This is a genomic window from Sphingobacterium sp. SYP-B4668, assembly GCF_027627455.1.
Lineage (GTDB): Bacteria > Bacteroidota > Bacteroidia > Sphingobacteriales > Sphingobacteriaceae > Sphingobacterium.
Genome location: NZ_CP115483.1, coordinates 1,600,440 through 1,615,648, shown reverse-complemented (window position 1 = coordinate 1,615,648; position 15,209 = coordinate 1,600,440). Strand labels below are relative to the sequence as shown.

10 protein-coding genes are annotated in these 15,209 nt (G+C 45.3%); 1 reads left to right on the top strand and 9 read right to left on the bottom strand.

The window, feature by feature from the left end; translation table 11 throughout:
- Positions 1-5: 5 nt before the first annotated feature.
- The 7 genes from OQ289_RS06915 to rbsK form a co-directional block, all read right to left on the bottom strand.
- Positions 6-3,212: a SusC/RagA family TonB-linked outer membrane protein gene (locus OQ289_RS06915; protein ID WP_270089999.1), complete on the bottom strand. Its 3,207-nt coding sequence runs from the start codon at positions 3,210-3,212 to the stop codon at positions 6-8.
- A 116-nt stretch (positions 3,213-3,328) separates the two neighbouring features.
- A complete protein-coding gene (locus OQ289_RS06910; protein ID WP_270089998.1) occupies positions 3,329-4,861 on the bottom strand; it encodes an ADP-ribosylglycohydrolase family protein in 1,533 nt (510 codons plus the stop codon).
- A 391-nt stretch (positions 4,862-5,252) separates the two neighbouring features.
- Positions 5,253-6,266: a Gfo/Idh/MocA family protein gene (locus tag OQ289_RS06905; protein ID WP_270089997.1), complete on the bottom strand. Its 1,014-nt coding sequence runs from the start codon at positions 6,264-6,266 to the stop codon at positions 5,253-5,255.
- Positions 6,253-7,071 (bottom strand): endonuclease/exonuclease/phosphatase family protein, encoded by an 819-nt coding sequence (locus OQ289_RS06900; RefSeq protein WP_270089996.1) that lies wholly within the window; start codon positions 7,069-7,071, stop codon positions 6,253-6,255. The genes OQ289_RS06905 and OQ289_RS06900 overlap by 14 nt, the downstream gene beginning before the upstream one ends.
- Positions 7,058-8,620, bottom strand: a complete 1,563-nt coding sequence (locus OQ289_RS06895; protein ID WP_270089995.1) for an ADP-ribosylglycohydrolase family protein — start codon at positions 8,618-8,620, stop codon at positions 7,058-7,060. The genes OQ289_RS06900 and OQ289_RS06895 overlap by 14 nt, the downstream gene beginning before the upstream one ends.
- A 44-nt stretch (positions 8,621-8,664) precedes the next feature.
- Positions 8,665-9,672, bottom strand: a complete 1,008-nt coding sequence (locus tag OQ289_RS06890; RefSeq protein WP_270089994.1) for a GRP family sugar transporter — start codon at positions 9,670-9,672, stop codon at positions 8,665-8,667.
- Positions 9,673-9,709: 37 nt separating this feature from the next.
- Complete coding sequence (rbsK, locus tag OQ289_RS06885) at positions 9,710-10,627, bottom strand: ribokinase (protein ID WP_270089993.1); 918 nt, start codon at positions 10,625-10,627, stop codon at positions 9,710-9,712.
- 192 nt (positions 10,628-10,819) lie between these two features.
- On the opposite strand from rbsK, the gene OQ289_RS06880 reads away from it, so the two are divergent.
- Entirely contained in the window at positions 10,820-12,298 is a 1,479-nt protein-coding gene (locus OQ289_RS06880) for a hypothetical protein (protein WP_270089992.1), read from the top strand.
- Positions 12,299-12,376: 78 nt separating this feature from the next.
- Here OQ289_RS06880 and OQ289_RS06875 read toward each other — a convergent pair whose 3' ends face one another.
- Together OQ289_RS06875 and OQ289_RS06870 are read right to left on the bottom strand one after the other, a co-directional pair.
- On the bottom strand, positions 12,377-13,885 hold the full coding sequence (locus OQ289_RS06875) for a Gfo/Idh/MocA family protein (RefSeq protein ID WP_270089991.1): 1,509 nt from the start codon (positions 13,883-13,885) through the stop codon (positions 12,377-12,379).
- A 49-nt stretch (positions 13,886-13,934) separates the two neighbouring features.
- On the bottom strand, positions 13,935-15,209 hold the full coding sequence (locus OQ289_RS06870; RefSeq protein WP_270089990.1) for a DUF4434 domain-containing protein: 1,275 nt from the start codon (positions 15,207-15,209) through the stop codon (positions 13,935-13,937).

The window sequence follows — 15,209 nt, the reverse complement described above, 5'->3', positions numbered from 1 at the left end:
TTGGATTAAAAAGTTACATTAAGCCCGAAGTTGTATACACGCTGAAGCGGATAGCCTAGACCTCTATCTCCCATTTCTATATCCCATATTTTGAAACCGCTTATTAGCAACAAATTAGACCCACTTAGGTAAAATCTCAAATTCTTTGCTCGTATCTTTTTGGCTACGTTATCGGACAAACTATACCCAATTTCGGCTTGCTTAAGCCGAAAAAATGCACCATTTTGAATCCACCAGGTGCTCGGTTGCATGTTATTGGCGTGATTCTCGACACTCAATCGTGGCCACAAGGCATACAAATCTGGATTTTCAGGTGAATAATGATTGTCTGCGAATGCTTTCAATATTTGATGTCGACCCTCTATGTACGGCACCACGTCTGGCGGATCAGAGACAAAAGGTTGTACCAAACGAGGATCCATAATAAACGAGCTCCGAGCAGATCCTTGGAAAAAAGCAGATACGTCAAAATTCTTAAATCCCAGCGAAAATCCTGCTCCATAAATAATCTCTGGAATCGTTGGATAGCCAATAGGCACCATATCCAGTGCGGTCAATTGACCATCTCCATTGACATCCTTGTACTTGATGTCTCCGGCGACATTTGGTGTCCCAAAATTTTGTGCTGGCGCATTTTGCACCTCATTATCATCTACAAACAGTCGTTCGGCAATGTATCCCCAGCGCTGTTGGATGGGATACCCAATCCTCGACTTCCAATATTCTTTTTCATAAGTAGGCTCTTCGTATACCTCATACTTGTTAGTGGCGTAAGTAAAATTACCGCGTAATTGCAACCATACACCGTTACCAAATGTGTGTGCATAGTCCATAGACATATCCATCCCACGTCCAGAAGCCTCTCCTACATTGGCCATGACGGGTGCCGTAAGTCCCATGGTTGAAGGGATATCTGCACGATCCATCAAGATATTGGTCCGTCTCTCCGTAAAGAAATCTGCCTGCAAATTGAATTTATTGAATAACCCCAACTCCAACGCCAGGTTTACTTTCTTGGATGTCTCCCATGTAATATCCGGGTTAGAATATCGGGTGATGTTGATTCCGTTCAGACCGTATGCACTTTCTCTCCCAAAGAAGTAACTCCGTCCACCAGCATTCATTTCTACGTTCGATAAGTAGAAAAATCTGTCTTGAGGACGTCCAATAGCATCATTACCTACCAAGCCATAGGTAGCCCGTAGTCTCAACTTGTTGATTTTATCTTGCAAGGGTTGCCAGAATTTTTCATTCGACACGCTCCAAGCTAAACCCACCGAAGGGAAGAATCCATATCGTTTGGATTCATGAAAACGCTCGGAACCGTTGTATCCAAAGTTAAACTCGGCAAAGTAACGACTATCGTAAGAATAGGTTCCTCTCCCGGACACCCCTAGGTTACGACTCGGAAGCGACAGCTGTAGACTTTGCCCTTTGGCATCGGTCCCCGACCGCATGATATAGACCAACAATCCATTAAGAGAGTGCTTCCCGCCAAAGACTCGGCTATAGTTCAACGCCGATTCTAAATAGAAAACACTGTGCTGTTGCCGCAACTGATCGTCCAGTCCAAAGCTCAAAAACTCCTCGCCGGTAGTTTGGTTGAATCCTTTAAGCGAATATTCCATTGTCCGCTTATCATAAGCATCTACTTCGTAATAAAAAGGCTTATAAGCTCTGACAATATCATACCTTGACGTTCTATTTGTATTGAACATGGATCGGAACGTCAATCCTTCCGTTACAAAGCTCAGGTTTTGTTTAAGCTCCATTTGAGCCATCATCAATGACCGATCGTAGTCCTTATATCCCTTGACCATGTCAGCATATGGATTCAAAAATTGACGATCAGATACCCCGCCAAACATAATGTGTTGGACGTGTTGTTTATCCCCGACTTTAGGATAATATGGTAAAAAATCTACTGGATTGGTTTTAATTACCTTATTATACAGATCAGCCCCACCTTCTATTGGCCCCGTATAGTCATCAAAGTTACCATTCAGCCTCACGATCAATTCTGTGGATTTAGTCAGGTCGATATTGACATTGGCCCTGAGGGTATAGCTTTTCAGCTTGATGTTGTTGTTAAAATTGTTGACAGGATCAACTTTGAGCACTCCGTTGTCCTTGGCATAAGAGCCCGCCACGTAGTAACGTACTACCTTCCCCCCTCCGCTAACGTTTAGATTATATCGATGATTAAGGGTATAATCCTTGAACAAGGCCTTTCTCCAATCCGTCGCTGGATATATAATCGAGCTGAGCCCTTCGGCCGTCCCGTCTATTTTTTCTTGGGAGTACAGGGGTTCCGCAAAAGGTGTACGTGCATACTGTGCTTCATTGTAGAGCCGCATAAAGGTAACAGGGTCTGCCAATTCTACGTTCTTGGTCGGAGTGGCCACCGAGCTCTCCGCTCTAAATGATATGCTGGCCGGCCCTTCTTTCCCTTGTTTGGTCGTCACGAAAATTACTCCATTGGCACCCCTCGCACCATACACCGCCGTGGAGGTAGCATCCTTCATGATCGAAAAATTTTCAATATCATCAGGTCTCAACCGCGCCAATTCAGTCACCGTGAGCTCCACCCCATCAATCAAAATCAGCGGGTCGACTTTTCCTGTGCCAAATGAAGTCACCCCTCTGATAAAGAAGTCTGCATTGTCCTGCCCAGGCTCACCACTCCGCTGATAAGCAATAATACCAGCAGCCTGCCCGGCCAATGCGGTAGTCAGGTTACTCGCTGGCACGCGCAGATTAGACGGTTTGATAGAAGTCACGGCTCCAACCATATCCGATTTCTTTTGTGTACCAAAGCCGACGACCACTACTTCGTCCAAGTCGGAACGCACCTCTTTTAAGCGGATGAGGACATGGCCTTGCTTTGCTTTCACCTCTTGTGGCACATAACCCGTAAAGGTTATACTCAGCACCACCTCCTTACCGGTAGCAGCCAGTTCAAATCGGCCATCTTTGTCCGTTTGTGTCCCTATGCCTGTCCCCTTAATGACGACAGATGCTCCCGTTAACGGATTATCAGCACTATCCAACACCTGTCCAGTAATGGTCTCCTGTAGTATTGTGGCTGCCTCCCCGTGGCTGGGAACGGCTACTGTCCAAAATAAGGCAAATAGTAAAGCCAGCCATACGGGTCTATTGCCACGCTCTTGGTCGGGCCATCTCAGGTGGCGAAAAAACAAAAACTCTTTCATAATTAAGAAAGTTTAAAATAGATAATTGGGTTAGTTAGGTTTAAATCACGCCATATCCGGCTATAATAGCCGAATACAGCATAGGTTACATTTCATGATTTGCATGGTTTTATGTGTTATTTCTTAGGTCCATATACCGTATAGGTCAATGATTTCAGTTCATACTCCGGATGGGGATTGGTCAACACCAACTTCACCACGTGCGGGCCATTGTCCAACGTATAGTCCCAGCAAATATCCCGTCTACGCTTTAAGTTGTTTGTGGGTAACTCTACCCGCTCGGTTTTCTTTCCATCAATATAGACATCCACGATAAAGGTATAGTCAGCTGCGTATTGCTTCACCCCCGTGTACGTACCCCGCCATACAAATCCTCGACCAGTGAACGAAATGCTATTCGTATCCTGTATTGTTACATAATGATCTGTACGACTATTGGCATACAATCCAGGAAAACTCTTCTCATATCGCACAGCTTTAGGCTTTTGTTTTTTGATGATGACCTCATCGCCAACTATCTTCCCACCATTTTTTTTGATAACCTCCAATGCAAGCTTGTAACTGGTATCATAAGCTCTATTCAGCGAATAGTCGGTATACTTAAAGTTGAGATCCTCGACTTCTTTCAACCCCATTTTCCAATACGCTGGTATTGCATTGTAGCCCAATGCCGTACCCAATATACCACCAGCAGAAGAAGGGTTACAATCGGAGTCTTGCCCTGCCCTAGTCGATATTTCTAGTGTCTTCCCATAATCTCCCTCTCCATACAGTAATCCAAGTACTACATAAGCCGCATTCATCTTAGCATCGATATTGAAAGGCATCAATGCGCCGTCTGGGCAGAGGTCATTCGACCATTTATCTTCCAGCAGTTGCCAGTTTTTTTTCCAATCGTTCGGGTATAATTTATGCCATTTAATGACGTCTGCAATACATTGATAGAATTCACTTTTTTGCGGGACTGACTTCAATCCCTCCTCCACGATATACTGCACATCATCACTCACAAATGCATGCGCGTACATGGCCCCCATGTATACGCCTCCGTACCAACCATCGCCGTAGTTCATGATATGCCCAATCTTGTCGCTAATAGTTGAAACCGTATTGGGCATTCCGGGACACATTAACCCGATAAAGTCCGACTCAATTTGGAAGTCAATATCGTCCGCATGCGGATTGTGGAGCCAGTGTCCCGATTTGGGTGAAGGAATTCCATGGAGGATATTATATCTGGCAGCCTGATTTGCCTGATCCAACGGGAACGTAGCATATGCAAAAGCATTGGCAAAGGAATCTACAGGCGCATTCAGTCCAAGACGGTGGTATACATCCAAGAAAGTAAGGTCCATATAGATATCATCGTACAAACCGGGGATATTGATCATGGTTTCCTTCATGTAGCCATCGTACCACTTTAGAGGTACAGTGTCCGGCATCATGACACCACAGTAGTGAAATTCGGTTGGCCCTCCATAGGTCACACCTATATTTTGTCCGGCCCATCCACCCTTTATTTTGTCCAGGAGGCTGCTTTTGGATATCCTGACGCTCTTTTCACTAGTCGTTTTTACTTGGGCCATACACCCCGAAGATACACTCAGCAAAAGGATTAGCGCTAGGCATAGATAGTTTATCTGTTTCATAATCTAGGTCATTTGTGCTTATTCAACATTGTAATCGGTTTGTATGGTCTTGAACATCACTCCTTCTTGATAGGCTCTCATATTAGTGATGTATTCAAAAGCTAAATTAAAAATAAAATTTAATATTAAAAGCTTTATTAATTGTTTTTATTTAATAAATGACCAACACATACATAAAACAATAAATAACAAACAGGTTTAAAGTTCAAAATCAAGTATAACACCTCCAATTCACAACACTTGTTTTAACAACAAGCATTTATGAATAATATTTTTAAAGAAATAAAATAGTATTTATAATATTGGAACCGCTTTGATTGCGGTTCCAATAGGAGTCTATAGTGGTAGGATTTGCACCGAATGGAGATTTTCAGTGTTACTTGTCACTGCTTCACAATTGGAGCCCGACCGCTGCCCCACCCTTTTTTCGACTTGCATCAGCCGCTTGCATAAAGGCAAAGATTTCCAACGTCTCTTTGGAAGATACCGGAGCCACTCCCGAAGCAAAAAATTGTACGATGGATTTGACCAAATGTTCGTAGGTACTGAACGGCCCTAACGGCGCAATTCCCTTTTCTCCAAAAGCTGTTCCTGCAATGTTGCTGGCTCCCTGTCGGATACCACGCACGGTCCCAATCCGACCATCGTTCCAAACACCGACCAGTAGATCGGTCCCTTCTTGATGAACACGGCTTACTGTTTTGCAGCCGCACCCCATCACCGTAAACAACATCTCCACCCCATGTATGCCATACCAAGCAAGGTCTAAGTGACTCGGTTCCATAACAGCGGGCGTATACACATCTGCACCGGTTACCTTACCGATACTTCCTTGCACTACTTTTTGGACATTGACATCATAACGCAACGCCGAAGAAGAGAATACAGGGACCTTGTACTTTTCTGCAGCTTGAAATATCGCCTTTGCCTGTGCGTAGTTCTGAGCAATTGGCTTATCTATAAATACCGGCTTCCCAGCCTTAAATACCTGAAGAGCCTGCTCTAGGTGCACACGTCCGTCATTAGATTCCAACAGGACGCAATCCACTTGCTTGAGCAGTTCTTCGATACTGTCCACGATGGTAATTCCCATCGCCTGGACAGCTTTTATGATGCCCGGCTTTTCTTGAAGAGCCGAGGCTATATCTTTGCTTCCGTGCGGATAGGCGGCCACTACTTTGAAACCCAGCATATCCTCCTTCCCTTCGTTGATCATCCGGCTGAATACCTCACTATGTGAAGTGTCCAACCCGATGATACCGATTCTTTTATTAGAAAGCCTGAGCTTACTGCGGTCAGCAAGCACTCCCGAACTGTTGGGCATTAGACTTACACCTCCTATCGCCGTAGCGCCTATTAGCATTTTCCCTAGAAAATCCCTACGTGAGAAATTAGTATTGTTCATTGGTTTGTTTATGATTTAAGTTTAAGATAATAGGCAGATGGTCGGAAGCGTAGCTTTCTGCTGTGAGTACCATAAAGTCCAATTCCTTAAAACGTTTTTGAAAAGACGTGTTAAACAGGAAATAGTCCAAAGTCGTTTTGGGTTTATCATTCGGAAAAGTCAGGCTCTTACGGTTGTTTTCCAAGATATGAAGCCCCTGATCCGCTATTTTCGTAAATAACCTGCTGCGCTTATCCATGTTCAGGTCCGCCCCCATCAGAATGGGCTTGTTCTTGTATTTTTTCAGATGCTTCAGTATCTGATCAAGTTGAAAATCCCTGACCGTGTCATTCAAATGATCCAAGTGAAAGGAAGCAAAAATAAGAGCACCTCCTTCCAGTTTTACTTCCACCACTGCCAGTGCCCTATTCTCATTCAGCGTCGAATCGGGAGAATAAATACGATAGGCATCGGCTCGCACCACCGGAAATCTGGAAAGTATAGCGACACCATAATCCCCCTCGCTTCGATCCACAGCCTTTGAAAAGAAAGCGTGCATGCCTGTCAGCTCCCCCAGCTTCTGCGCTTGATCCAATTCCTTTCCAGAACGGGAGGTGCGCACATCCACCTCCTGCAGAGCTACCAAATCAGGTTTACTCCGATTTATTACGGCAGCAATAGAATCAATTTCAGTGATGCCCCATCCTTTTGAAGGTGGACTTGCAATACGGATATTGTAACTCATCACCTTTATCGGCTCCTGGCCCCACAACACGGTGCATATCAATAAAGAGAGGAACGTAAGTCCGCTTCTAATGATGGTCATGCTGCCCTCCTATCCGAATGCCACTCGTCTTTACATTATCATAGACCAAATAGTCTGCAATCCATAAATCCTGTGCCTTTGTAGCCTGCTTCACTTTAATGGTTACTTGATGCTTGCCTTTAGGCAGTTGATATCTCCAAAATAAATCGGCCCGTGCTTTATTTGCTTGCCACGGCAAGTTAGCCGTCTCCACTCTCTTACCGTCAATATAAAGTTCAGCTATCACAGGAGCTGTATCATTCGCATTTGATGAGCGGGACGCACCACGAAGTACAAATCCTATACCTTCAAATTCGAAGGATATCGTATCGGTAATGATTTTTTCCAATTTGATTCGCTCTTTCGGGAAATGCCCTTTAAAATTCTCTTCAAAAGCAGCCGTTTTGATACTCGCTTTTGGAAGCGTGATTTGTTCACCAGCGATAGTGCCACCATTACGTTCGATATTCTCTAACGCCTGTTGCAATCCTACCTTATAGACATCGTTCAGTGCATACTCCGAGTGACTGAATTTTTTGTCTTCGGCCTTTTGTAGTGGTTCCATCCACAGTGGCGGAATCTTGTCATAGCCGATCATAGTCCCCAATATACCAAGGGCTGTCGCCGGGTTACAATCCGAATCCTGTCCCGTTCGAGTTGCAATTTCGATCGTTTTCGTATAGTCGCCTTCGCCGTAGAGCAGGCCCATGACGACATATGCAGCATTGATTTTGGCATCGATATTCAAGGGATGAAAGACCATGCTCGGACAGCCGACCTCTTCCGCCCAGTTTCTTTGGATGAGGAACCAAGTTTGTTTCCAATCCTTTGGATACTGTTTGTGCCATTTAATGACATCGCTGATCAGTTGATGGAATTTGCTTTCCTTCGGAATAGATTTCAGCGCATTATTAACTACCGTAGGAATATCATCAGACACAAATGCCCAACTATACATATTCGCTACGAATACGCCACCGTATAAGCCATCTCCTGAGTTGACAATCTTACCGATACGTTCCGAAATATCTGTTGCCGCCTGCGGCATGCCTGGGCTCATGAGGCCTGCAAAATCTGCTTCGATTTGAAAATCGATATCATCGGCATGGGGGTTGTTCAACCAATGACCCGCCCGATCAGCAGGCACACCATTTTGGACATTGTAACGCCCCGCTTGGTTGGCATGCCACAACTGGAATTCAGTATCGGCGAAAGCTTTTGCAAACTCCTCCATGGGTGCATCCAATCCTTTTTTTTCAAATACATGCATGAACATCAAATCCATATAGACGTCGTCATAAAGCCCAGGGAATACGCGCATCGCTTCGTTTATATAGTCATTATGCCATGGAATACGCTCATAATCCTGAATATAGGTTCCTGCATATTGAAATTCATTGGTCCAGCCGTAGGTCGTACCTATTGTTTGACCAGCCCAGCCCCCTTTTATTTTATTCAACAGCTGCGCTTTTGTCAAAGTAGATGACTTAGCCTTTTGCGCTAAAGAAGTTCCTGCCAGAGAAACCAGTAAAGCCAATGTCAATCCTTTTATAAATGTCTGTATCATCATGTGTATGGTATTACGTTTATAATATGTTATTATTTAATTCCCGATCAATTTTGACCAGCTTGTATGATGATGATTAGCCCTGCTATAAAACACAGGAACATCACCGTTATCAACCGATTGGTAGATGTAGTACTTCCTTTAAACTCTTTCCAGACAAAGACTCCCCAAAGTGCAGCGACCAATGTCGCGCCCTGTCCCAATCCATACGAGATTGCCGGCCCCGCTTTTCCTGCTGCTATCAAATTGAAGAGATTGCCTACACCCCATATGATTCCGCCACACCATCCAATGAGGTGATATTTGAATCCGAGCTTAAAATAGGCTCCGATTGCAATCGGACTACCCGAGAGTGGTCTTTTCATCAGGATACCGTTGAACACAAAGTTGCTGATCAAGATGCCTATCGAAAAGACTACAAATGCCGTATAAGGCGTCATTTTGCCTGCTTGTGGAGCTGCAAAGTTTTCAAGGTCCATGCCTTTAGCGACGAAAGGATAGAAAGTCGACATCAGAATCCCAGCCACGATAGATACCAACACCCATTTCCCGACCTTGCCTTTATCACGCTCCCCCTTGTGCCTGCGGAATGCCACAGCGTTGAATACGATTGCCAGCACCACCAGCAATACCCCTATCGTGAGTAAGGTCAAATCTCCTTTGGCCTCTAAGCGGTAATTCAGAATGACACCAATGACCAGTGCCAGTCCTATTCCTATTGGAAAAGCCACCGCCATACCCGCTGCAGAGATAGCTGCTGTTAGTAAGATGTTCGCCAAGTTGAACACCACCCCACCCAGGAAAGCATTACCTAGATTCTCCGGACTCACCTGTACAATATCTGTCAGAAAACTGCGCCCTTGCGTGCCGATACTACCCATCGTAAATGCACTGAGCAGTGCGATGATAAATATCCCCAAGACATAGTCCCAGTAGTATAGTTCAAAAGGCATTTTGTGCTGTACTAGCTTTTGAGTATTGGCCCATGACCCCCAACAAATCATAGTAATCGAGCAGAAAACAATGGCTAGGGTATAACTTGTGATGATAAACATATTTTTAGGGTTTATTAGGATTAATGATTGTTATTCGTTACACCATCCGGAGCACCACTTCATTGCGATAGGGGATGGACGACTGTGCCCCCATTTTGGTCACCGCTATGGAAGCCGCTATACAAGCAAATGAGGCCGCATCCCGTATGGACTTACCTTCCGCCACGGCTACCGCTAGTGCTCCATTGAATACATCACCTGCCGCAGTCGTATCTACCGTCTCAACTTTTGGGGAACTCACATGGAAAAATTCTCCTTCTTCCAATACACCAGCTCCCAGCTCCCCTAAAGTGATAATCACATTGCGCACCCCTTTTTCTCTGATTTTCTCACAGGCTAACTTAGCCGTATCCAAATCGACAATTTTGACTCCGGATAAGTTTTCCGCTTCATTGAGATTGGGCGTGATAATGTCTATCAACTCAAAAAGCCCTGAATCAATTTCCGCCGCAGGAGCAGGATTGAGGATGACGGTCATTCCTCTTTCTTTCGCAATCTTGATCGCATGTGCCACTGTACGTAGAGGTATCTCCAACTGTACCAATAGAATCATTGCATCCGTATATCGTTGGAAGGCTTCTTCTACATCCTTCGGCTCCAAACTACCGTTTGCTCCCGGAGCCACTACGATACTATTTTCACCCTTTTGATCAACGGTAATCAGTGCTATGCCCGAAGGAAGCTCATCATCCGACAGAATTCCTCCCGTATCCACCCCTTCATCATCAAAGAGTTGAGATGATTGCTTTCCAAAAATATCATTGCCGATTTTACCTATAAAGGAAACATTGCCACCAAGTCTAGCAATAGCGACGGCCTGGTTTGCGCCCTTTCCACCCGGATTCATAAAAAAATCACCACCTAAGACTGTCTCTCCCGGTGTAGGGATATGTGTGGTCTTCACGACCATGTCCATATTCATGCTACCTGCTACAATAATTTTATTGCTACTCATATATATTACTAAGTTTTACGTATTTGTTGGTTTATACTGTATTTCAAAAGTAATAGGTTATATCAAGAATAAAAGGCCAATTTTTAAATTATATAAATTTTTAAAAATATAACCCACACTTAGTAAAAAATATTATATATTTGATTTTAACCATTTTATAAAAAATAAAATCCCCATTTTTTAAACTTCTATATGATAATAAAAGATTTGATCCGACTTATACAGTCTTTATCAACAGTCGAAAAGAGGCATTTCCAGCTCAAAATCGGTGACTCTAAAAAAAAGACCAATTACTATATACTTTATGACTTCATCCAAAGCAACAGTCAGCAAGATACCATCAGTATCATCCGCGAGTTCGGTCAATTACATCCCACAGTCGCCCTTGAGAGCACAGCCCTTTACCTCATCCGATTGCTGGGCGACCATCTTTTGCAATTTAGAATCGAGCAAGACGACTGGTATAGGCAGCTGTATGGCCTCATGATGACTCGTCTATTCTTTGAACGATCCATTGATAGACGAGCACTTTTCGAACTGGGTAAGGTCAAGACGCTAGCCGAACAGGCCCAGCAACACGAGTTGCTACAAGTAGCCCTGCGGATGGAATTGAGCTACCTATCCACCACCAATTTCGAGGACATGAGCGAGCAAGACCTCATTGACATCCAGATGAAAAGTAAGTCGAGCATCCTCCATTCCAAACAACTACATGAGCACTACAGCCTCTACGAGTTATTGCAGCATCGCTTGCTCAGTGGAGAGATCGTCAAGGACAGCAAGATGACCCAAGACTTGCTATTAGCCGAGTTAAGCCTTTCCGTGCGAGGTAGCAAAAATCAGTTTTCCCTGCAAAAATTGCATTTACTCTTTCAATCTTTCTTTTTCATCCATACCGGCGACTATCATTCTGCCCTTAAGATATTCCAACAATTGAATGACCTATTCGACTCACACAGGCAACAGTGGAATAGTCCGCCTTACGACTATCTTTCTACCCTTGATGGAATATTGGATAGTTTGCGAAGCATTGGCTACCACCGTGAGATGAACAAATACCTGCTGACCCTAAATACCTTTTGTCTGCAAAATCATCCCGAACATTTCCTTTCTCTCGTCCGTTTATCTCATCTAAACTTTTCGCTCACGATGCACATCGGCAACAAAGATGCCCATAGTGCACTACAGCTCTTGCAACAAATCCAGCAACACCCCCCACTATTTGATGTCCATGCCATTGATGACAAAGTATTAGAATATACCTTGCTTTGTAGCATCGTCGCGTTTATGCACAAAGACTATCGGGCCGCCAAGAACAAGCTAATCCAACAGGGACATCTGCACCTAGGCACGAAATCTTTCCTTTGTAGGGTAATGCGTATCCTCAACCTCATCATCACTTATGAACAAAAAGACCACGAGCATCTGGACTATGAGATACGCGCCTTCAAAAGGACGTTTGCCAAGCGGGACAAATTGTACAAAAGCGAAAAATTGCTGTTTCAAACTATCAAAGACGATGTCCGCAGCCGCGGAAATCATTGGAAGCAAATGAAGTTAAAAAAGCTAGCCGATCATTTCAACAGTATACGGGCTGACAAAAACGAACGACAAATCAATAAGTACTACAATTTTGCAGATTGGATTGCCGAGCAGTATCAGGTGAAGTAGCTTATGGATTGATGCTGTCAAAAAATGCAGCACTCTCCAGTTTTCACCGGAAAATGCTGCTCAACAATATGAAAAAATTTAGCTGTTCGGCATCGGTGGCAAGCTGAACCCATTGTGATAGGTATGCTTTACCCACTCATTGGCCGCTTCCTGCGCATTCATCTCGATAAACCTGCGGTCGAACGTCGGGTCCCCATCGATGACCTTGAAGTCGTCGACAGATACGATGTTCAACTTGTCGTTGGCAGAGATGTTCGTGAACTTCATGTTCTCGCTATCCCACAGCAATTCCCGGTGGAGGCCCTGTAGCCGAACGGCAAGCACGCCCATCACCACCGTCTCGTTGAACGGACCCGAAAAACCGAAGTGAGAACTGGACTCCTTACGGCTGCCGGCACTCTCCTTGCACGCACGTATCCAGTCCTGCTCATGTGCATTCGTATTCCAGATATCTCCGTTGCCACCTGGGATACGGGCAAACTTGGCCTTCGGTTTCGTGAAATTGGCCATCCGCGATTTGGGCAAAAGCGTCGCGTTCATGCCATAGCAGCCCGTCATGATCTTGCCCTTGGTTCCGATGAAGATGATACCTCCGTTGGAATCGCCCATCATCTCTCCTGCGGCGAGTTCCGAAGGACGCGGCGGAAGCAACCCTCCGTCGTACCAGCTCACTTTCACCTCCGGCATCTTCACATTGCCAACGGACTTGCGCGCCGGGAACGTGTACTCCACGATCTGCGCATGGGGCGGCGAGTACAGGTTGCTCAAAGTTGAGCTGCCGATCACCTTGCTCGGATATTTCAGGTCCAGGGCCCAATACACCGGATCCATGATGTGGCAGGCCATGTCACCAAGGGCACCAGTCCCAAAATCCCACCATCCCCGCCAGTTCCATGGGGTATAGACCGCATTATACGGACGCATCTCAGCCGAACCGATGAAGCCGTTCCAGTCCAGGTCCTTGGGCACAGCCATATCGCCACTGGGCTTCATCAGCCCCTGGGGCCAGATCGGACGGTCCGTCCAGCAATGCACTTCGGTAACCTCACCTATCGCCCCGGCGTGTATCCATTCGGCTATCTCCCGGCACCAATCAAACGAGTTGCCCTGGTTGCCCATCTGCGTGGCCACCTTGTACTTCTTGGCGAGCTTGGCCAACAGACGGGACTCGTACACCGAGTGGGTCAGGGGCTTCTGCGTATAGCAGTGCTTGCCCAAGGTCATCGCATGCGCCGTCACACCGGCATGCGAATGGTCCGGCGTGGCCACCATGATCGCGTCTATGGAAGATCCGAACTTGTCGAACATCTCCCGCCAGTCCCGGAAACGCTCCGCTTTCGGATAGTCCTGGAAGGTCTTGTTGGCATAACGCCAATCTACGTCGCACAGCGCAACGATATTCTCCGTCTTCATGTTGGCCAGGTTACGACGGCCCATACCACCGACACCGACACCCGCAATGTTGAGCTTGTCGCTTGGGGCCACATGACCCAATGCCTTCCCCAGCACGTGGCTCTGAACGATGGTAAAACCCGCGGCGAGTGCCCCGGCATTCTTAATAAATTTACGCCTTGATAATTCTGTCATAATTTTAGATTTTATAATTATTAAACGATTTTATTTTGGTTACCCACGCTTATAAAGCTATGGCACTCGACTCCATGCCCCATTCATTATACACCACCAATCTTAATTTCCCTGTTGTAATGGGCACTTTAATATGCTCCACATTGGTTTTCTGGACCTGCTCCTTTTCCAGGATCCTATCGTTGCCCTGATAAACTCGATACCCTACAGCCATGGTTATGCTATTCGGATTTTCCCAACTAATTTTTATACCATCGGCTACCGGTTCCTTACTTGTTAAAATGGGTTGCAGTGGCTTTTCCTTTATTGGCCGATCCAGGTACTGCGTGTAGTACTTATACCCTTCGTGGAAATTGCGTCCCTTCACGGTCGGACTATAGTAATGCGAGTATGAGAACGTGATAAATTTGTCCACAAAGGGTTTGACATCTTCAATCTGTTGTATCACACGATCGAGTGTTGCCGAAGTCCAAAATCGTTGATCGAAATTTTCAATATTTGCCCAAAATTGTATCTTGGAATGAGCGTCAACAGCTTTCGACAACTCTTGGAACCACAATTTAGACTGGCCCAATTTCAATCCACCTGCACCGATACAATCCTGCGGGACAAAGATGTCAATAGCCCGAAAGGGAACCTTTTGAAATACTCGCCCCCACATGTCAGCGTAGGATTTGGCCTCCCCTAGTTGCGAATTCATAAATGGACTCAGCATGATTGGCATCTCTGGGCTTAGCTTCTGGATATGGGTCACGGTGGTCTGTAATCCCTCGATTAGGCTCTCTTCACTTGCCATACTTCGGGTATTATAATTATCCACTTCCCATACCCAATACCATCCATAGAACGATGTAGGGAATTTCTTTTTGTATTTGGTGTACAACTCGTCGGCGATAGCATTGCCTGCTTTCATTTGATCCAAGAACCACGGTTTTTTAAAGTATACGTCCCAATAGTTCTCACTGAAATTGAGGCCAACAAATACTTTTATCCCATTTTGTTCGGCCATCTGCAAGCACCGTTCAATCAAGTCTACTCGATATCCAAAATCCACACCCGCAAGCGTAGAGGGGTATAAGGACGTCTTGTGTCCCTGCTTGTCCTCCAATACAGCAGCGGCAAATACCAGATGATCTATACCAACCTCCTTCAACGATTCGAAGTGGGCAGTCCACTGCGCATCGCTCCAATTGGCAACCAGATACGGTTGAAGAAAATCTCCAATAAACAGTTCGCTATCAGCAGCAGGTTTTTGTTGGGGTGATTTTCCACAGCAAAAAAGAGCGATGATCGAACACATAATCATCAATAGTGAATTTCTCAT

Coding starts and splice junctions, on each gene's coding strand:
- OQ289_RS06905 (WP_270089997.1), bottom strand. CDS start 6,266: ATGAACAATACTAATTTCTCACGTAGGGATTTTCTAGGGAAAATGCTA.
- OQ289_RS06880 (WP_270089992.1), top strand. CDS start 10,820: ATGATAATAAAAGATTTGATCCGACTTATACAGTCTTTATCAACAGTC.
- OQ289_RS06870 (WP_270089990.1), bottom strand. CDS start 15,209: ATGAGAAATTCACTATTGATGATTATGTGTTCGATCATCGCTCTTTTT.
- OQ289_RS06890 (WP_270089994.1), bottom strand. CDS start 9,672: ATGTTTATCATCACAAGTTATACCCTAGCCATTGTTTTCTGCTCGATT.
- OQ289_RS06900 (WP_270089996.1), bottom strand. CDS start 7,071: ATGACCATCATTAGAAGCGGACTTACGTTCCTCTCTTTATTGATATGC.
- OQ289_RS06915 (WP_270089999.1), bottom strand. CDS start 3,212: ATGAAAGAGTTTTTGTTTTTTCGCCACCTGAGATGGCCCGACCAAGAG.
- rbsK (WP_270089993.1), bottom strand. CDS start 10,627: ATGAGTAGCAATAAAATTATTGTAGCAGGTAGCATGAATATGGACATG.
- OQ289_RS06895 (WP_270089995.1), bottom strand. CDS start 8,620: ATGATGATACAGACATTTATAAAAGGATTGACATTGGCTTTACTGGTT.
- OQ289_RS06875 (WP_270089991.1), bottom strand. CDS start 13,885: ATGACAGAATTATCAAGGCGTAAATTTATTAAGAATGCCGGGGCACTC.
- OQ289_RS06910 (WP_270089998.1), bottom strand. CDS start 4,861: ATGAAACAGATAAACTATCTATGCCTAGCGCTAATCCTTTTGCTGAGT.